Source organism: Streptomyces liliifuscus, assembly GCF_016598615.1.
In the GTDB taxonomy this organism is placed as follows: domain Bacteria; phylum Actinomycetota; class Actinomycetes; order Streptomycetales; family Streptomycetaceae; genus Streptomyces; species Streptomyces liliifuscus.
In genome coordinates this window covers 3845801-3862021 of sequence record NZ_CP066831.1, presented here as the reverse complement: position 1 = coordinate 3862021, position 16221 = coordinate 3845801, and the positions used below count along the sequence as shown (strand labels likewise).

Here is a 16221-nt window from a genome sequence, read left to right as displayed (position 1 = left end):
GGTGGGGGTGAGGGCGAGGGCGAGGGCGGGGGTGAGGCAGAGCAGGGGCGGGGGGACAGGGGGCGTTCCCGGCTCGGCCCACTCCCAGTCCGGCCCGTCTCCACACCGCCCGTCTCCGACTCGCTTCCACCCTTGCTTCACTTCTGTCACTCCACCCTGAGCGGTACGGCGTTCATCGGCCGTAATGGGTACGAGACTCCGGGGCCCTCTTCGCCGCGCGGTGCCTGACAACGCGGTGAGGCGGAGGGGTTCCGGTTCCGGCGGGCCCCGCGCATCCCCACGGTGTGCGGGGCCCGTCGCCTTCCGTCGCGGTGATCGCTAGGCTGCAACGGCCGAGTGGGCATGGGCAGTTGAGTCAAAGGGGCGGGCAGTGGGCGTGGCGATCCGAAGAGCGGGCGAGGACGATCGGGAGGCCGTGACACGGCTGCTCGACGAGGCCTTTCAGAACGACCCGGTGAGCAGCTGGATCTTTCCCGACGCGGAACACCGGCGGCGGACGCATCCGTTGCTGATGGGGGCCTTCGTCGACGGCGTGCTCGCCGAGGGGTACGTGGACGTCACGGAGGACGGTTCGGCCTGCGCGCTGTGGCTGTCGATACCCGCGGAGCCCGCCGGGGAGGACGACGAGGACGTGCCCGCCCAACTGCGCGAGGAGATCGATCCCGAGAACGAACGGGTCGAGCTGATAGGCCGGTTGACCGCCGGGATCCACCCGGAGGGGCATGCCCACGAGTACCTCTGGATGATCGCCGTCGCGCCGGGCCGGCAGGGGGAGGGGCTCGGTTCGGCGCTTGTCCAGCATGTGCTGGACCGGTGCGACGGTGAGGGTGTGGCCGCGTATCTGGAGGCGAGCAGTGCGCGTAGCCGGGGGCTCTACGAGCGGCTCGGGTTCGAATTCATGGGGAGCGCGCTCGAGCTTCCCGATGGGCCGCCGATGTGGCCCATGTGGCGGAAGCCGCTGACCGAATCGCTTGGCGGGGGCGCCGGTTCGTAGTCCGCGGGCCGGTGGGGGCTGGTCGCGCAGTTCCCCGCGCCCCTGGCGGGGCGTCTCGGCCGCCTAGTCGGCCGGCTCCGGCACGATCGTTGCGACGATTCGTTCCACCAGGCCGTCCGGGACGGTCACTCCCGGCAGTACGCCCTCCAGGACGCCCGGCAGGGTCAGGTGTTCGAGGATCAGGCCGAGCATGGCGAGGTACAGGACAGTGACCGTCTCGTCGCCGCCGGGGAGGCCCGCCCCGCGGTGGAACTCCATGCCGAATTCGAGGTCGGCGCGGATCGTCTTCGTGTAGGAGGCGCGGAGTTCGGGGCGCCGCGTGGCCTCCAGGCGCATCTCCAGCAGGGCCAGATAGCCCGTGCGGTCCCGTTGGGCGCGGGCCATGAGGTCGTGCATGAACGCGGTGACCAGGGCACGGTCCTTGGGGGCCTTCATGAGTTCGGCCAGGACCTCGGGGTCCGGGGCGAGGCGTTCGTGGAGGTGGGCGTCGATCTGGCGGAGCAGGTCGTCGCGGCCGCCGAAGTAGTTCGAGGCCGTGCCCACCGGCACCCCGGCCTCACCGTCCACCGCGCGGAACGTCAGCCCGCGTGCCCCCTCGCGCGCCAGCACCTCCACACCGGCGTCGACCAGGGCGGCCCGGCGCTCCGGATTGCTCGCCATGCGGAATCCCCTCTCCCACTTGAGTCCCGTACGGGACTTCCTCGGAAATCCCCCTTGCAACCACTACAGATGAAGCACTATGAATGGAGTGGTTCACGCATCCTACGGAAAGAGACCGGCTTGCGAAAGCTCACGTATTTCATCGCCTGCTCGATCGACGGCTTCATCGGCGACCCGAGCGGCGACGCACAGATGATGGTGGAGATGGTCGACGAGGAGTTCTTCGACTTCCTCAGGACCGAATACCCGGAGACGCTGCCGACCCACGGCCGTCGGGCCACGGGCACGGACCACCTGGCGAACCAGAAGTTCGACACGATCATCCAGGGCCGTGCCAGCTACGACATCGCGCTGGAGATCGGCGTCACCAGCCCGTACGCCCATATGCGCGAGTACGTCGCCTCGCGCAGCCTGAAGGAGTCGCCCGACCCGCACGTCGAGATCGTCTCCGACGGCCTGGTCGGCAAGGTCCGCGAACTCAAGGCCGAGGACGGCGAACTCGGTATCTACCTGTGCGGCGGCTCCCGGCTCGCGGGCGAACTGGTCGACGAGATCGACGAGCTCGTCGTCAAGACGTACCCGATCGTGCTCGGTTCCGGCATGCCGATGTTCGGCTCCGGGTTCGCCATCGGCGAGTTCACGCTCGGCGAGGTGCGCACGTTCAAGAACGGAGCGATCGTGCGGACGTACAGCAGGAAGCGCTGATTCCGGGCCGGGTTCGTCGCCCGCCTGTCGGGGCGCGCCCTCCCGCAATACCCTGGGCACATGACCAGCGATGAGTACGTCTGTCCGGTCTGCAAGCAGGCCGTGGACACGGTCGTTCGTCGGCGCAAGACCCTCGGGGTCTTCGTGCCCCTGTGGAGCGCGGGCCCCTGCCGGAACTCCACGTGCGCGGAGTACGAGGAGGGGGAGGCCGAGAAGGCCGAAGCCGAGTCGGAGCGTGTTCTGGCGAGCGAGCCCGGACCGCCCGAGGCACCGCAGGCGGTCGCCGGCCAGGCGGCTGCGGACCAGGCGTCCGTGGAGCGGGATTCCTGAGTGCGACGGCCCGCGAGAAAACGCGGGAAAGTTTTTTTTCGCGCTCTTGTAGAGAACCGCGGCCCGGCTCCGACGTCCCCTGTGAGAGCCGCCCGGTGCGGGTGGCCCAGAATCGAAGGAGCGGACTCATGAAGTACCTCGTGATGATCCAGGGCACGCAGGCCGACTACGCGGCGCAGAGCGGCAAGGGCTCCGCCGACGCGCCCGTCTGGACCGAGCAGGACATCCAGACCATGTACGCGCACATGGGCGCGCTCAACAACGACCTCGCCGAGACCGGCGAGATGATCGACGGCAACGGTCTGTCGGAGCCCGCGAAGGCCCGGTTCGTCGAGCGGGGCCCGGACGGGAAGCCCGTGATCACCGACGGTCCGTACAGCGAGACCAAGGAAGTACTCGCCGGGTACTGGATCCTGGACTGCGCCAGCCTGGAGCGGGTCACGGAGATCGCCGCGCGGGTCCTCGAGTGCCCCGTCCCCGAGGGCACCAAGCAGTACCCGTTGGTCATCCGCTCGATCCCCGACGGCAGCGGGGACGTGTGAGCCGTCCCCCGAGACGCCCGTCGGAACCTACGACCGAGACCGAGGACCTGCTGCGCCGCCACGCGCCGCAGGTCCTCGGCGCGCTCGTGCGCCGGTACGGACACTTCGACGCCGCCGAGGACGCCGTACAGGAGGCGCTCCTCGCGGCGGCCGGGCAGTGGCCCGAGGCCGGGGTGCCCGAGAATCCGCGCGGCTGGCTGATCAAGGTCGCCTCGCGGCGGCTCACGGACGTGCTGCGCAGTGAGGAGGCGCGGCGGCTGCGCGAGGAGCGGGCGGCGGCGCTCACTCCCCGCGACGCCTTCACGGCCCCGCCGCCAGGCGCCGACCGCGCGCCCTCCGAGGACGACACCCTCACCCTGCTCTTCCTCTGCTGCCACCCCGATCTGACCCAGCCAGCGCGGATCGCGCTCACACTGCGGGCGGTCGGCGGTCTGACGACGGCCGAGATCGCCCGTGCGCATCTGATGCCCGAGGCGAGCATGGCGCAGCGGATCAGCCGGGCCAAGCAGAAGGTGAAGGGCACGAGCTTCGGCCGCCCCGAGAACTGGGAGGAGCGGCTGCCTGCGGTCCTGCACGTCCTGTACCTCATCTTCAACGAGGGGTACACGGCCACGTCCGGGCCCGCGCTCCAGCGGGCCGAACTCGCGGGCGAGGCCATCCGGTTGACCCGTACCGTGCACGCGCTGCTGCCCGGCCACTGCGAGGTGACGGGTCTGCTGGCGCTCATGCTCCTCACCGACGCCCGCCGTGCCGCGCGCACCGGGCCGCACGGCGAACTGGTGCCGCTCGACGAGCAGGACCGCACTCTGTGGGACAAGGCGGCGATCGACGAGGGTGTGGCCCTCGTGACGCGGGCGCTGGCCCGACCGCAGCTGGGCCCCTACCAGTTGAGGGCCGCGATCGCCGCCGTCCACGACGAGGCGGCCTCGCCCGACGACACCGACTGGCAGGAGATCCTCGGCCTCTACGACATCCTCGTCCGTCTGGTCCCCGGTCCCGTGGAGCGCCTCAACCGCGCGGTGGCCGTCGCGATGGCCCACGGTCCGGAGGCCGGTCTCGCCGAACTCGCCTCCCTGGAAGGGGAGCTGTCGACGGGCCACCGGCTCGACGCGGTCCGCGCCCACCTCCTGGAACGGGCCGGCGACACCGAGGCCGCCCGCACCGCCTACGAGTCGGCCGCCGCCAAGACCCTCAGCCGCCCGGAACAGCGCTACCTCCGGGCACGCGCGGCCCGCCTGGCGCCCTGAAGCGCGCCGCTGTCCTCAGGGCGGGGGTTCGGACGCCCGGACGCGTGTGGGTCTTGTGTACATCTTCGCCACGCAGGCCGGGATCGACGCCCCCGCGTCGTGCGGACGGGCCCGGTACGCGCTCGGGGACTCGCCCACCAGCTCGGTGAAGCGGGAGCTGAACGACCCCAGTGACGTACACCCGACCGCTATGCAGACCTCCGTGACGGTCAGATCGCCGCGCCGCAGCAGCGCCTTCGCGCGCTCGATGCGCCGCGTCATGAGATAGCCGTACGGAGTCTCCCCGAAGGCCGCCCGGAAACTGCGCTGGAAGTGGCCCGCCGACATCAGCGCCGTACGCGCGAGCGCGGGCACGTCCAGCGGCTCGGCGTACTCACGGTCCATCCGGTCGCGCGCCTTGCGCAGCCGGACCAGATCTTCCGTGTTCATGCCCCTCAGCATGCCACGGCCCACCGACAGAGCCCCTGGCTCGGGGCCGGTCAACCTGCCCGGACGACCGGCGGGCTGCCCGGTCGGCGCGGGTTCCGACCGGCCGACGGCCCGGAAGCGGAACGAGGAAGGGGCCCGGCCAAGGCATTGGCCGGGCCCCTCCACCGCGAAAACGGAAGGCGTTGGGTCACGCCTTCTTGGTCTCCCAGAAGATCTTGTCGATCTGGGCGATGTAGTCCAGCGCCTTCTGGCCCGTGGCCGGGTCGGTCGAGCCCTTGGCGGCCGAGAGGGCCTTGAGGGCGTCGTTGACCAGCTGGTGCAGCTCCGGGTACTTCTCGAAGTGCGGGGGCTTGAAGTAGTCGCTCCAGAGCACCGAGACGTGGTGCTTGGCGAGCTCGGCGCGCTGCTCCTTGATGACGGTGGCGCGAGCCTGGAAGTGCGGGTCGTCGTTGGCGGCCATCTTCTCCTGCACGGCCTTCACCGACTCCGCCTCGATGCGGGCCTGGGCCGGGTCGTACACACCGCAGGGCAGGTCGCAGTGTGCGCTGACCTGGACCTTGGGGGCAAACAGGCGGGAGAGCATTGAGCTGTCCTTCCTCGTGATCGTCTTCTCAGGTGGGACATTACTCCGTGAGGGACGGGTTTTCGCGAGTGCCCCCATGGGCTTAGGACAAAAGTCCAGGGTGAGACTGGGACTCGTGGAGGATGGACCGGGGAGGTGCCGGTGATGCCGGAGCTGTCGCAGGAGACCGAGCGTGGAAGGGCCGCCCTGCCCTTCGGTACGGCCGAGGTGACGGGGCCGTCCATGGTGCCCACACTGCAGCACGGGGACCTCCTCGTCGTGCAGTACGGGGCCCGGGTCAGGCCCGGTGACGTGGTCGTACTGCGTCATCCGTTCCAGCAGGACCTGCTGGTCGTCAAGCGCGCGGCCGAGCGGCGCGAGGGAGGCTGGTGGGTGCTCGGCGACAACGCGTACGCGGGTGGGGACAGTACCGATTACGGGACCGTGCCCGAGGAGCTCGTCCTCGGGAAGGTCCGGTTCCGGTACCGGCCGCCGAAGAAGGGTCAGCGCTCGCCGTTCGCGGTCGCGCGCTGGGTGCTGTCGGCCGCCAGGCCGGTGCTCTCCGACCGGTCCGCCTCCAGGCGTTTGCGGGCCCGGTAGGCGGCGACGTTCGCCCGGGTCGCGCAGCGGTCCGAGCAGTAGCGCCGTGAGCGGTTCGTCGAGGTGTCGAGGTAGGCGTTGCGGCACGGTGCTGCCTCGCACAGGCCCAGGCGGTCCACGCCGTATTCCGTGAGGTGGAAGGCCAGGCCCATCGCGGCGGTCGCGGCGTACCCCGCGGTCGCGTTCGACGGGTGGTCCGCCAGGTGCATGTGCCACAGCGGGCGGCCGTCGTCGTCCCGGAAGTCGTGGCCCGAGATCTGCGGGCTCACCGGGAACTCCAGGAGCAGTGAGTTCAACAGGTCCACGGCGAGGGTCTCGTCGCCGCCGTCGGCCGCCTCGAAGACCGCGCGCAGCCGGGCCCGTACGCCGCGGAAGCGGGTCACGTCCGCGTCCGTGGCGCGGCGGGCCGCCGACGAGTTGCCGCCGAAGAGGTCGCGGACGGCCTCGACCGAGGTGAGCGCGTCCTTGCCCCGGGCCGGTTCCTCGCTGTTGACGAGTCGTACGGCGTAATCCGAGTAATAGGCCAGTTCCACTTGTAGTCCTTACGGAGGCACTCTATCGTCGTGGTGCGGACAGGTAATGGCTAATTGCACTTCCAGGGTATTACATGCTGGAGGGGAGAGGGGTATCCATGACGACCGACATCGGAGCTGACTGGGCTGCCTGGCAGGAGAGCTGGGACCGGCAGCAGGAGTGGTACATGCCGGACCGTGAGGAGCGCTTCCGGGTCATGCTCGACATGGTCGAGGCCCTCGTGGGTCCCGAGCCGCGTGTCCTGGACCTCGCGTGCGGTACGGGGAGTATCACGGCCCGCCTCTTCGAAAGGTTCCCGAAGGCGGTCAGTACCGGCGTCGACCTCGACCCCGCGCTGCTGACCATCGCGCGGGGCACCTTCGAGGGCGACGACCGGGTCACCTTCGTCACGGCCGACCTCAAGGACGCCGACTGGCCGGCGAAGCTGCCGTACGACTCGTACGACGCCGTCCTCACGGCCACCGCCCTCCACTGGCTGCACCGGGAGCCCCTCGCTGTCCTCTACGGTCAGGTCGCGGAACTCGTCCGGGACGGTGGGGTGTTCATGAACGCGGACCACATGATCGACGAGACGACTCCGCGGATCAATGCGGCGGATCGTGCGCAGCGGCATGGCCGTATGGACGAGGCCAAGGCCGCCGGGGTTCTCGACTGGGCCGACTGGTGGCAGCTTGCCGGGCAGGATCCCGTCCTGGCCGAGCCCACGGCTCGTCGCTTCGAGATCTACGGTGAGCATGCGGAGGGGGATACGCCGTCTGTCGAGTGGCACGCGCGTGTGCTCCGCGAGCGGGGCTTCGCGGAGGCCCGTGATGTCTGGCGCTCCCCGTCGGACGCGCTGATCCTGGCCCTCAAGTAGCGCCTTTTCCTCGCCCCCGCCGCCCCTACCCGTCCCATCTCTGGGGGCTGCCGCCCCCAGCCCCCCGCTTCGGCCTGAACGGCCTCGTCCTCAAACGCCGGACGGGCTGGGTGGGCGGGGGTGGCTGCCGGGGGTGGGCGGGGAGCCGGCCTGCACGGCCTTGTCCTCAAACGCCGGACGGGCTGGGGGTGGGTGGCGGCTGACCGGGTGGGTGGGGGATCGGCCAGAACGGCCTTTGCCTCAAACGCCGGACAGGCTGGGCGGGTGCGGGCTGACGGGGGTGGGTGGGGAGTCGGCCTGATGACCGTCCCCTCAAACGCCGGACGGGCTGGGGGTGCGTGGGGGATTGGCCTGCGCGGCCTTGTCCTCAGGCGCCGGACGGGCTGGTGAGTGGGGGCTGGAGGGTGGGTGGGGGATTGGTCTGAACCGCCCTGCCCTCAAGCGCCGGACAGGCTGAAAGGCCTCAGGGGCGCGGGGAACCGCGCGATCAGGTCCCACGCGCCCGCGGACGACGAACAACCCGGTGGTAGCCGAACGCGGAGGGGCGGTACGGAATCCGTACCGCCCCTCCGCGAACCGCCGGACGGCTAAAGGACCTTTGACAGGAACGACTGTGTCCGTTCCTGCTGGGGGTTCGTCAGTACGTCGCGTGGGTTGCCGGACTCGACCACCACGCCCTCGTCCATGAAGACCAGCGAGTCGCCCACCTCACGGGCGAAGCCCATCTCGTGGGTGACGACGATCATCGTCATGCCGGACTCGGCGAGGTCGCGCATCACGTCGAGGACGTCGCCGACGAGCTCCGGGTCGAGGGCCGAGGTCGGCTCGTCGAACAGCATCAGCTTCGGGTCCATGGCGAGGGCCCGCGCGATCGCGACCCGCTGCTGCTGGCCACCGGAGAGCTGCGAGGGGTAGTTGCCCGCCTTGTCGGCGAGACCGACCCGCTCCAGGAGCTGCGCCGCACGCTCCCGCGCCTGCGCCTTGCTGACGCCCTTGACCTGGATCGGCGCCTCCATGACGTTCTCCGTCGCCGTCATGTGCGGGAACAGGTTGAAGCGCTGGAACACCATGCCGATGTCCCGCCGCTTCAGCGCGACCTCGCTGTCCTTGAGCTCGTACAGCTTGTCGCCCTTCTGGCGGTAGCCGACCAGCTCCCCGTCCACGTACAGGCGCCCGGCGTTGACCTTCTCCAGGTGGTTGATGCACCGCAGGAACGTCGACTTGCCGGAGCCGGAGGGACCGATGAGGCAGAAGACCTCACTGGGCTTCACCTCGAGGTCGATGCCCTTGAGGACCTCGACCGGGCCGAACGACTTGTGGACGCCCTCGGCCTTCACCATGGGCGTACCGGAGCCCGCCGCGGTCGCACTCTTCGTCATGTCGGTGCTCATGCCTTGGCCCCTCCCCCCGAGCGGTTGGACAGTGACAGCATGTTCGCCTTGATCTTCTGGAACGGTGTGGCCGGCAGCGAACGGCTCGAACCGCGGGCGTAGTACCGCTCGATGTAGTACTGCCCGACGCTGAGCACCGAGGTCAGGACCAGGTACCAGGCGGCGGCCAGGAAGTACATCTCCACCGGTGCGCCCGAGGACTGACCGATGTCCTGGGCGTACCGGAACAGTTCGGCGAACTGGACCACCGACACCAGCGAGGTCGTCTTCAGCATGTTGATGACCTCGTTGCCCGTGGGGGGCACGATCACGCGCATCGCCTGCGGGATCACGATCCGCCGCAGGGTCTTGCTGTGGCTCATGCCCAGGGCGTGCGAGGCCTCGGTCTGGCCCTCGTCGACCGACAGGAGACCCGCGCGGCAGATCTCCGCCATGTACGCGGCCTCGTTCAGACCGAGTCCCAGGAGCGCCGTCAGCAGCGGCGTCATGAAGCTCGACCACTCGTCCTTGTAGATCGGACCGAGGTTGATGTACTCGAAGACCAGGCCCAGGTTGAACCAGACGACGAGCTGGACCAGGACCGGGGTGCCCCGGAAGAACCAGATGTAGAACCAGGCGATCGACGAGGTCACCGGGTTCCTCGACAGGCGCATCACCGCGAGCAGGATGCCGCCCGCGATGCCGATCACCATCGAGAGGACGGTGAGGAGCATCGTCTGGCCGACGCCCTTGATGATGCGGTCGTCGAAGAAGTAGTCCGGAATGGCGTCCCAGTTGATCTTGCCCTGGGCGAACGCGTAGATGATCGAGACGAAGATCGCGATCGCGATGACGGCCGAGACGTACCGCCCGTAGTGACGGACCGGAATGGCCTTGATGGCCTCCGGTCCGCCCGGGGGTGTGTCCTGAGGGTCGGCCGTCTTGTCGATGTCAACAGTCACGGATGTTGCCTTTCAGTGCCGCTGGGAACGCGGTCACTTGCCGCCGTTGAGGGTGGCTTCCTTGACGGCGCCGGCCTCGACGCCCCACTTCGCGATGATCTTGTCGTACTCGCCGTTCTTGATGATCGCGTCGAGCGCGGCCTTCAGGGCGTCCCGCAGCTCGGTGTTCGACTTGTCGATCGCGATGCCGTACGGAGCGGCCTCGACCTGCTCGCCGACGACCTCGAAGTCCTTGCCGCCACCGGAGGTCTTCGCCGCGTACGCCGCGACGGGGAAGTCCGAGGAACCGGCGTCGGCGCCGCCGGCGCGCAGCCGGGTCTGGGCCTGCTGGTCGTTGTCGAAGGCCTCGATGGAGAGCTTCTTGCCGGCCGGGCACTTCTTGGCCTGGTCCTTGGCAAGGTCGTTCGAGACGGTGTTGCGCTGCACCACGATCTTCTTGCCGCAGAGGTCGTCCCAGGTCTTGATGCCCTGGTCGTCGCCCTGCTTGGTGTAGATCGAGACGCCCGCGGTGAAGTAGTCGAGGAAGTCGACGCCCTCGCCGACCTTCTTGCCGGTGTCGGCGTCGATGCCCTCCTGGCGGTCCTTGGTGTCGGTCATCGCCGACATCGCGATGTCGTACCGCTTGGAGCGCAGGCCGGTGAGCAGGGTGTCGAACGTGCCGTTCTCGAACTCGAACTTCACGCCGAGCTGCTTGCCCATGGCGTCGGCGAGATCGGGGTCGATGCCCACGGTCTTGCCGGAGTCGTCCTTGAACTCGACGGGCGCGTACGCGATGTCCGAGCCGACCTTGATGACGCCCTTGTCGCGGATGGCCGCGGGCAGCTGGTCGGCGAGCGGAGCGGCGCTGGAGTCAGCGGTCTCCGAGCTGCCGCTGTCCTTGTCCTTGGTCTGGTCACCGCAGCCGGTCAGCAGCAGGGCGCCTGCGACCGCGATCGCACCGACCGCGGCTATCCGGGACTGCGCGGCGGTGGTACGACGGGTGGAGCTTGCGGTCATGGTGGGTTCCTCCGGCGGGTGGGTGGAGTTGCCGATGGGTCGGCAGTAGCCGATGGGTCGACGAGAACACACACCTTCGGGTGTCGCGACCTCGTGTGATTACGGCATCTTGCCATTCGGACTCGCGCCTTCAGGGTGCCCGCCATGTCAAAATCGGATAACGGGTGACCCCCGAACCGGACCGAGACGGTCCGTCGAAGCCGGATCTTGTGCGGAAAACCCCCCGTCACGGCCGGAAGATCTTCGGTGCACTGGGCGAAACGGGCGACCGCTTCTCCGCACATGCGGTGCTTCGGGGCGTATCGGTGACTTGTTCGCGAAATGGGCGCGTTCGGCACATTCGACCATGAGTCCTGTCACCGGTATGTGACCTTCGCTCTCCGGTATCCGGCCGGTATTCGGCCTCTGTCCGGCTCGCGGTCCTCCGGTATGTGACCTTCCACCGTCGACGTGTGACCTTCGCGTTATGGACTCGTCTGCGATGCGGTCCGTCGGGTAAGAAGGTTCCTTACACCCCTCATCCGGGGCTCAGGGCGCGTGTGCGGCGCGCCCGTCGCGTATGACCCGTACGTACACGTACGTAACCGTCATCTGGGACATACGCGGTGCCCGCCCGCCCCTCACCCGGAGCGGAACCCTCAACCATTAAGACTTAAGGGGTAAAACAAAGTGGCAGCGGAGATCGTCAATCCTCGCAGCGACAGCAGTACGGACCAGGAAGGCGGGGCCGAGCCCCTCGATTCCTTCGACCCGGCATTCGCGCTGCACCGCGGCGGCAAGATGGCCGTGCAGGCCACGGTGCCCGTCCGTGACAAGGACGACCTGTCCCTGGCGTACACGCCCGGCGTCGCGAAGGTCTGCATGGCCATCGCGGAGAAGCCGGAACTCGTCCACGACTACACGTGGAAGTCGTCCGTGGTCGCCGTCGTGACCGACGGCACCGCCGTGCTCGGGCTCGGTGACATCGGGCCCGAGGCCTCCCTCCCCGTGATGGAGGGCAAGGCGATCCTGTTCAAGCAGTTCGGCGGGGTCGATGCCGTGCCGATCGCGCTCGACTGCACCGGCGTCGACGAGATCGTCGAGACCGTGGTGCGGCTCGCGCCGTCCTTCGGTGGCGTGAACCTGGAGGACATCTCGGCGCCCCGGTGCTTCGAGATCGAGCGGCGGCTGCAGGAGCGGCTCGACATCCCCGTCTTCCACGACGACCAGCACGGCACGGCCGTCGTCACGCTGGCGGCCCTGCGGAACGCCGCGCGGCTGACCGGGCGGAGCCTCGGCCAGCTGCGGGCCGTCATCTCGGGCGCGGGTGCGGCCGGGGTCGCCATCGCCAAGTTCCTGCTGGAGGCGGGGCTCGGGGATGTGGCGGTCGCCGACCGCAAGGGCATCGTGTCGACGGACCGGGACGACCTGACGCCGGTCAAGCGGGAACTGGCCGCCATGACCAACAAGGCGGGGCTGTCCGGCTCGCTGGAGTCCGCGCTCGCCGGGGCCGACGTCTTCATCGGCGTTTCCGGCGGTACGGTGCCGGAGCCGGCCGTGGCGTCCATGGCCGAGGGCGCGTTCGTTTTCGCCATGGCGAACCCGAATCCCGAGGTGCACCCCGATGTCGCCCACAAGTACGCGGCGGTCGTCGCCACCGGGCGTTCGGACTATCCGAACCAGATCAACAACGTGCTGGCGTTTCCCGGGATCTTCGCGGGGGCGCTTCAGGTGCGGGCCTCTCGGATCACCGAGGGGATGAAGATCGCCGCTGCGGAGGCGTTGGCTTCTGTCGTCGGGGACGACCTTGCCGCGGACTACGTGATTCCGTCGCCGTTCGACGAGCGGGTTGCTCCCGCGGTGACGGCAGCGGTGGCCGCGGCTGCTCGGGCTGAGGGTGTGGCTCGGCGGTAGGTCGTTCGTCGCCTGTCGTTCGTGCTTGAGGTTCGGGTCCCGTCCTGGTGGGCGGGGCCCGGATTTTTTTGTGCGGGGAGATTTTTTACTTGGGGGTTCGGCTGGATGGGTGGGTGCGGGCCGGTGGGGGCTGGTCGCGCAGTTCCCCGCGCCCCTGAAGGGCAAAAGCCTGGGGCGCAGCCCCGCTTTTAGGGGCGCGGGGAACTGCGCGCTCAGCCCCCACCGAACCCGCACTCACACATTCGGCCCAAACCCACCCACCCGGCGGGACACGCGTCACAGGTGGACCTGGTTCCGTCAGGAGGGCGGTGGAGCCTAGGGTCGAGGACATGTTCGCTGCCTACGCTGCTCGTATTGACCGGGACCAGCCGTTGAACGGCCTCGAGTTGGGGGAGCGGCCCGCTCCCGCGGCCCGGGACGGCTGGACGACCGTGAACGTCAGGGCCGCCTCCCTGAACCACCACGACCTCTGGTCGCTGCGCGGCGTGGGGCTCGCCGAGGACAAGCTGCCGATGATCCTCGGATGCGATGCCGCCGGCGTCGACGAGGACGGCAACGAGGTCGTGCTGCACTCCGTCATCGGGCAGACGGGACACGGGGTCGGCCCCAAGGAGCCGCGCTCCATCCTCACCGAGCGGTACCAGGGCACCTTCGCCGAGCAGGTCTCCGTGCCGGCGTGGAACGTCCTGCCCAAGCCCAAGGAGCTCTCCTTCGAAGAGGCGGCCTGTCTGCCCACCGCGTGGCTGACGGCGTACCGCATGCTCTTCACCAACGCCGGTGTACGCCCCGGCGACTCGGTTCTCGTGCAGGGCGCCGGAGGCGGTGTCGCCACCGCCGCGATCGCGCTCGGCAAGGCGGCGGGGCTGCGGGTCTTCGCGACCAGCCGTGACGAGGCCAAGCGCAAGCGGGCCCTGGAGCTGGGCGCCGTGGAGGCCGTGGAGTCCGGGGCGCGGCTGCCGCAGCGCGTGGACGCCGTCATCGAGACGGTCGGCGCCGCCACCTGGTCCCACTCGGTCAAGTCCCTGAAGCCCGGCGGCACCCTGGTCATCTCGGGTGCCACCAGCGGCGACCGTCCCTCGCACGCCGAACTGACCCGCATCTTCTTCCTCGAACTCAAGGTTGTCGGCTCCACGATGGGCACGAAGGACGAGCTGGAGGACCTGCTCTCCTTCTGCGCCGCCACCGGTGTCCGGCCCGTCATCGACGAGGTCCTTCCGCTGGACCGCGCCCGCGAGGGCTTCGAGCGGATGGAGTCCGGCGAGCTCTTCGGCAAGGTCGTTCTGAACACCCCCTGACGCCGTTCCGGGTCTTGGTGCGGGTCCTGCACACCCTCGAATGTCAACCACGGTTGACATTCGAGGGTCTGTCAATCTAAGTTGACATCATGACCGAAGCAACGGATCTCGCCGAGCGCGCGGGCGACCGCGATCCGCGGATCGGGCTGCGGGCCGTCTCCGCGTTGCGGCGGCTGCTGGAGCAGCTCGAAGCGGTTCAGGTGCGCAGTGCGCGCAATCAGGGTTGGTCGTGGCAGGAGATCGCCGCGGAACTGGGTGTCAGCAGGCAGGCCGTGCACAAGAAGTACGGGAGGCAGTGATGTTCGAACGCTTCACCAAGGACGCCCGGGCGGTGGTGCTCGGCGCGGTCGAGCACGCCGAGCGACTGCGCGCGGAGACGGTCGAGGAGCAGCACGTACTGCTGGCGCTGCTCGACCGTGAGGCCAGCCGCGCGTCGTTCGCCCTCATGTCGCTGGGGCTCGCGGAGCGCAAGGAGTCCGTCGAGCAGGCACTCGCCGAGGCACGGCGTCGCGGCGGGCTCTCCCGCGCCGACGCGGACGCACTCTCGGGGCTGGGCATCGACGTCTCGGAGATCGTCTCCCGGGTCGAGGAAGCCCATGGCGAGGGCGCGCTGCGCTCCCGCGGCGGGACGGGCACCGGGCGGGGCCGGGGCTGGCTGTCCGGACTCGTCGGCGGGCATCGCCCCTTCGCCCAGGGGGCCAAGGACCTTCTCACGGAGTCCCTGCGGATGGCTCTCGCCCAGCGGGACCGGTACATCGGCGACGAGCACCTTCTCCTCGCCCTCGCCGCCCGCCCCGGCGTCCCCGCGGAGGTCCTGGCCGACCACGGGGTGACGTACGAGTCGCTGCGGCGGGTGCTGTACGGCGGGGGAGAGGCGAAGGCGGGCTGACGGCGCGGCCGCCGGCCGGGCCCGGTGGGTCCGGCGCCGGAGCCGACCATGGTGGGTCCGGCGCAGGGCGACCATGGCCGGTGGGCCGGTGGGCCGGTGGGCCGGTGGGCCGGTGGGCCGGTGGGCCGGTGGGCCGGTGGGCCGGTGGGCCGGTGGGCCGGTGGGCCGGTAGGCCGGTAAGCCGGTCGGCCGTCGGTCCGGCGGCGGCGGTGGGCCTACCGGCCCACCGGCCTCCGCTCAGCCCTTGGGCGTCCGCAGCGCCGCCCCTATGTGTGCCGCCGCCGTCGACAAGTGGCGTCGGGCGTCGCGCAGTTGCTCCTCCGTCACCCCGTGGTCGCGGGCCGCGTCGCGGATGTCGTCGCGGAAGCGGTCCAGGAGGCGGTCGAGGTCGCGGGCGGGGTCGCCCGTGGAGTCCTCGTGGGCCCAGGAGGGTTCGTAGTCGGCGGGGAAGTCCTCAGGGGTGACCGTGTAGTCGGGCTCCCCTGTGCCGGCACCCGTCCCAGCCCCCGCCCCAGCGCCTGCTCCCGTCCCCGCCCCCTTTCCTGCTCCCGGTCGGCCGAAGCCGAAGTCCTTCCCGAACTCCTTGCCGAAGTCCTTTCCGAACTCGCCGAACTCCTTGGCCAGTTCGGTGATGCCCTCGCGCACGCCCGTAGGCCAGTCGCCCCGGGTGAAGTGGTCCTGCACCTGGTCCTGGACGCGCTTGGCGATGCGCTGGAGCTCCTCCTGGGCCTGGGCCCGCGCCCGCTCCTGCGCCTCCTTGGCCTGGTGGCGTGCCCGCTGGGCATCCTCGCGGGCCCGCCTGCTCTCGTCCTTGGCGCGCCGGGCCTGCTCCTTCCACTCCTGCTTGACGCGGCGCATCTCCTCCTTCGCGACGCGCCACGCCTCCTTGTCGCCGTAGTCCGTGAAGTCCCCGTGGGCGCCCTCGTGTTCGGCGCGCTCCCCCTTGGCGCCCGCTCCCGTGGAGCTCCGCCGTGCCTCGCTCGCCGCCGCCCGCATCTCCCGGCGCAGATCACCCGCCGCTCCGCGCACATCGGCACGGATCTCCGCGGCGAGCTCGGCGACCGACTCGCGGATCTCCAGCTCCAGATCGACCAGTTCACCGCTGCGGTCGGCCAGCTCGGCCCGGCCCGCGTCCGTGATCGCGTACACCTTGCGGCCGCCCTCGGTGGTGTGGGTGACCAGGCCCTCGGCCTCCAGCTTGGACAGCCGGGGGTAGACGGTGCCGGCCGACGGCGCGTACAGCCCCTGGAAGCGCTCCTCCAGGAGGCGGATCACCTCGTAACCGTGGCGCGGTGCCTCGTCCAGGAGCTTCAGCAGGTAGAGCCGCAGGCGGCCATGGGCAAAGACGGGAGCCATG

At 69.8% G+C, this 16221-nt stretch carries 19 protein-coding genes; 11 read left to right on the top strand and 8 right to left on the bottom strand.

Translation table 11 applies throughout. The annotated features are described in order from the left end of the window. The first annotated feature begins 370 nt into the window (after window positions 1–370). Entirely contained in the window at window positions 371–994 is a 624-nt protein-coding gene (locus JEQ17_RS16245) for a GNAT family N-acetyltransferase (protein ID WP_200395919.1), read from the top strand. A gap of 63 nt (window positions 995–1057) precedes the next feature. On the opposite strand, the gene JEQ17_RS16240 is transcribed toward JEQ17_RS16245, so the two are convergent. Then, entirely contained in the window at window positions 1058–1654 is a 597-nt protein-coding gene (locus JEQ17_RS16240) for a TetR/AcrR family transcriptional regulator (RefSeq protein ID WP_200395918.1), read from the bottom strand. Window positions 1655–1774: 120 nt separating this feature from the next. Here JEQ17_RS16240 and JEQ17_RS16235 point away from each other — a divergent pair, with 120 nt between their 5' ends. The 4 genes from JEQ17_RS16235 to JEQ17_RS16220 all read left to right on the top strand — a co-directional run bounded on the left by JEQ17_RS16235 (window position 1775) and on the right by JEQ17_RS16220 (window position 4478). Next, the gene (locus JEQ17_RS16235; protein ID WP_200395917.1) at window positions 1775–2359 is read left to right on the top strand and encodes a dihydrofolate reductase family protein; all 585 of its coding nucleotides are present in this window, start codon (window positions 1775–1777) and stop codon (window positions 2357–2359) included. Between the two features lie 60 nt (window positions 2360–2419). Next, entirely contained in the window at window positions 2420–2689 is a 270-nt protein-coding gene (locus JEQ17_RS16230) for a hypothetical protein (RefSeq protein ID WP_200395916.1), read from the top strand. A gap of 128 nt (window positions 2690–2817) precedes the next feature. Further along, the gene (locus JEQ17_RS16225) at window positions 2818–3231 is read left to right on the top strand and encodes a YciI family protein (protein ID WP_200395915.1); all 414 of its coding nucleotides are present in this window, start codon (window positions 2818–2820) and stop codon (window positions 3229–3231) included. After that, window positions 3228–4478 (top strand): RNA polymerase sigma factor, encoded by a 1251-nt coding sequence (locus tag JEQ17_RS16220; protein ID WP_200395914.1) that lies wholly within the window; start codon window positions 3228–3230, stop codon window positions 4476–4478. The genes JEQ17_RS16225 and JEQ17_RS16220 overlap by 4 nt, the downstream gene beginning before the upstream one ends. A gap of 15 nt (window positions 4479–4493) precedes the next feature. Here JEQ17_RS16220 and JEQ17_RS16215 read toward each other — a convergent pair whose 3' ends face one another. Then, window positions 4494–4907: a helix-turn-helix transcriptional regulator gene (locus tag JEQ17_RS16215; protein WP_200395913.1), complete on the bottom strand. Its 414-nt coding sequence runs from the start codon at window positions 4905–4907 to the stop codon at window positions 4494–4496. A gap of 187 nt (window positions 4908–5094) precedes the next feature. Next, the gene (gene sodN / locus JEQ17_RS16210; RefSeq protein ID WP_200395912.1) at window positions 5095–5490 is read right to left on the bottom strand and encodes a superoxide dismutase, Ni; all 396 of its coding nucleotides are present in this window, start codon (window positions 5488–5490) and stop codon (window positions 5095–5097) included. Between the two features lie 144 nt (window positions 5491–5634). Here sodN and sodX point away from each other — a divergent pair, with 144 nt between their 5' ends. Next, window positions 5635–6069 (top strand): nickel-type superoxide dismutase maturation protease, encoded by a 435-nt coding sequence (gene sodX, locus JEQ17_RS16205; RefSeq protein ID WP_200395911.1) that lies wholly within the window; start codon window positions 5635–5637, stop codon window positions 6067–6069. Here sodX and JEQ17_RS16200 read toward each other — a convergent pair. Then, the gene (locus JEQ17_RS16200) at window positions 5973–6602 is read right to left on the bottom strand and encodes a CGNR zinc finger domain-containing protein (RefSeq protein WP_055618041.1); all 630 of its coding nucleotides are present in this window, start codon (window positions 6600–6602) and stop codon (window positions 5973–5975) included. The genes sodX and JEQ17_RS16200 overlap by 97 nt on opposite strands. A gap of 98 nt (window positions 6603–6700) precedes the next feature. On the opposite strand from JEQ17_RS16200, the gene JEQ17_RS16195 reads away from it, so the two are divergent. Continuing rightward, the gene (locus JEQ17_RS16195; RefSeq protein ID WP_200395910.1) at window positions 6701–7459 is read left to right on the top strand and encodes a class I SAM-dependent methyltransferase; all 759 of its coding nucleotides are present in this window, start codon (window positions 6701–6703) and stop codon (window positions 7457–7459) included. A 587-nt stretch (window positions 7460–8046) separates the two neighbouring features. Here JEQ17_RS16195 and JEQ17_RS16190 read toward each other — a convergent pair. Genes JEQ17_RS16190 through JEQ17_RS16180 form a run of 3 tightly spaced genes read right to left on the bottom strand, consistent with a single transcriptional unit; the run spans window position 8047 to window position 10787 of the window. After that, window positions 8047–8850, bottom strand: a complete 804-nt coding sequence (locus JEQ17_RS16190) for an amino acid ABC transporter ATP-binding protein (protein ID WP_325176262.1) — start codon at window positions 8848–8850, stop codon at window positions 8047–8049. After that, on the bottom strand, window positions 8847–9791 hold the full coding sequence (locus tag JEQ17_RS16185; RefSeq protein ID WP_200395909.1) for an amino acid ABC transporter permease: 945 nt from the start codon (window positions 9789–9791) through the stop codon (window positions 8847–8849). Before JEQ17_RS16185 ends, JEQ17_RS16190 begins: the two co-directional genes overlap by 4 nt. 33 nt (window positions 9792–9824) lie before the next feature. Next, window positions 9825–10787, bottom strand: coding sequence for an ABC transporter substrate-binding protein (locus JEQ17_RS16180; RefSeq protein ID WP_200395908.1), 963 nt, complete (start codon window positions 10785–10787; stop codon window positions 9825–9827). 669 nt (window positions 10788–11456) lie between these two features. Here JEQ17_RS16180 and JEQ17_RS16175 point away from each other — a divergent pair. The 4 genes from JEQ17_RS16175 (at window position 11457) to JEQ17_RS16160 (ending at window position 14864) form a co-directional block, all read left to right on the top strand. After that, entirely contained in the window at window positions 11457–12680 is a 1224-nt protein-coding gene (locus tag JEQ17_RS16175; RefSeq protein WP_200395907.1) for an NAD(P)-dependent malic enzyme, read from the top strand. Window positions 12681–13009: 329 nt separating this feature from the next. Beyond that, window positions 13010–13975 (top strand): zinc-binding dehydrogenase, encoded by a 966-nt coding sequence (locus JEQ17_RS16170; protein ID WP_200395906.1) that lies wholly within the window; start codon window positions 13010–13012, stop codon window positions 13973–13975. A gap of 89 nt (window positions 13976–14064) precedes the next feature. Beyond that, window positions 14065–14274 (top strand): helix-turn-helix domain-containing protein, encoded by a 210-nt coding sequence (locus tag JEQ17_RS16165; RefSeq protein ID WP_010984411.1) that lies wholly within the window; start codon window positions 14065–14067, stop codon window positions 14272–14274. Further along, window positions 14274–14864 (top strand): Clp protease N-terminal domain-containing protein, encoded by a 591-nt coding sequence (locus JEQ17_RS16160; RefSeq protein WP_200395905.1) that lies wholly within the window; start codon window positions 14274–14276, stop codon window positions 14862–14864. The genes JEQ17_RS16165 and JEQ17_RS16160 overlap by 1 nt, the downstream gene beginning before the upstream one ends. A gap of 237 nt (window positions 14865–15101) precedes the next feature. On the opposite strand, the gene JEQ17_RS16155 is transcribed toward JEQ17_RS16160, so the two are convergent. Continuing rightward, window positions 15102–16220 carry a PadR family transcriptional regulator gene (locus tag JEQ17_RS16155; RefSeq protein ID WP_200395904.1) on the bottom strand — a complete coding sequence of 373 codons (1119 nt, stop codon included), beginning with the start codon at window positions 16218–16220 and terminating at the stop codon, window positions 15102–15104. Window position 16221: the final 1 nt, after the last annotated feature.

Coding starts and splice junctions, on each gene's coding strand:
- JEQ17_RS16240 (WP_200395918.1), bottom strand. CDS start 1,654: ATGGCGAGCAATCCGGAGCGCCGGGCCGCCCTGGTCGACGCCGGTGTG.
- JEQ17_RS16230 (WP_200395916.1), top strand. CDS start 2,420: ATGACCAGCGATGAGTACGTCTGTCCGGTCTGCAAGCAGGCCGTGGAC.
- JEQ17_RS16225 (WP_200395915.1), top strand. CDS start 2,818: ATGAAGTACCTCGTGATGATCCAGGGCACGCAGGCCGACTACGCGGCG.
- JEQ17_RS16215 (WP_200395913.1), bottom strand. CDS start 4,907: ATGAACACGGAAGATCTGGTCCGGCTGCGCAAGGCGCGCGACCGGATG.
- sodN (WP_200395912.1), bottom strand. CDS start 5,490: ATGCTCTCCCGCCTGTTTGCCCCCAAGGTCCAGGTCAGCGCACACTGC.
- sodX (WP_200395911.1), top strand. CDS start 5,635: ATGCCGGAGCTGTCGCAGGAGACCGAGCGTGGAAGGGCCGCCCTGCCC.
- JEQ17_RS16195 (WP_200395910.1), top strand. CDS start 6,701: ATGACGACCGACATCGGAGCTGACTGGGCTGCCTGGCAGGAGAGCTGG.
- JEQ17_RS16190 (WP_325176262.1), bottom strand. CDS start 8,850: ATGAGCACCGACATGACGAAGAGTGCGACCGCGGCGGGCTCCGGTACG.
- JEQ17_RS16180 (WP_200395908.1), bottom strand. CDS start 10,787: ATGACCGCAAGCTCCACCCGTCGTACCACCGCCGCGCAGTCCCGGATA.
- JEQ17_RS16170 (WP_200395906.1), top strand. CDS start 13,010: ATGTTCGCTGCCTACGCTGCTCGTATTGACCGGGACCAGCCGTTGAAC.
- JEQ17_RS16165 (WP_010984411.1), top strand. CDS start 14,065: ATGACCGAAGCAACGGATCTCGCCGAGCGCGCGGGCGACCGCGATCCG.
- JEQ17_RS16160 (WP_200395905.1), top strand. CDS start 14,274: ATGTTCGAACGCTTCACCAAGGACGCCCGGGCGGTGGTGCTCGGCGCG.
- JEQ17_RS16155 (WP_200395904.1), bottom strand. CDS start 16,220: ATGGCTCCCGTCTTTGCCCATGGCCGCCTGCGGCTCTACCTGCTGAAG.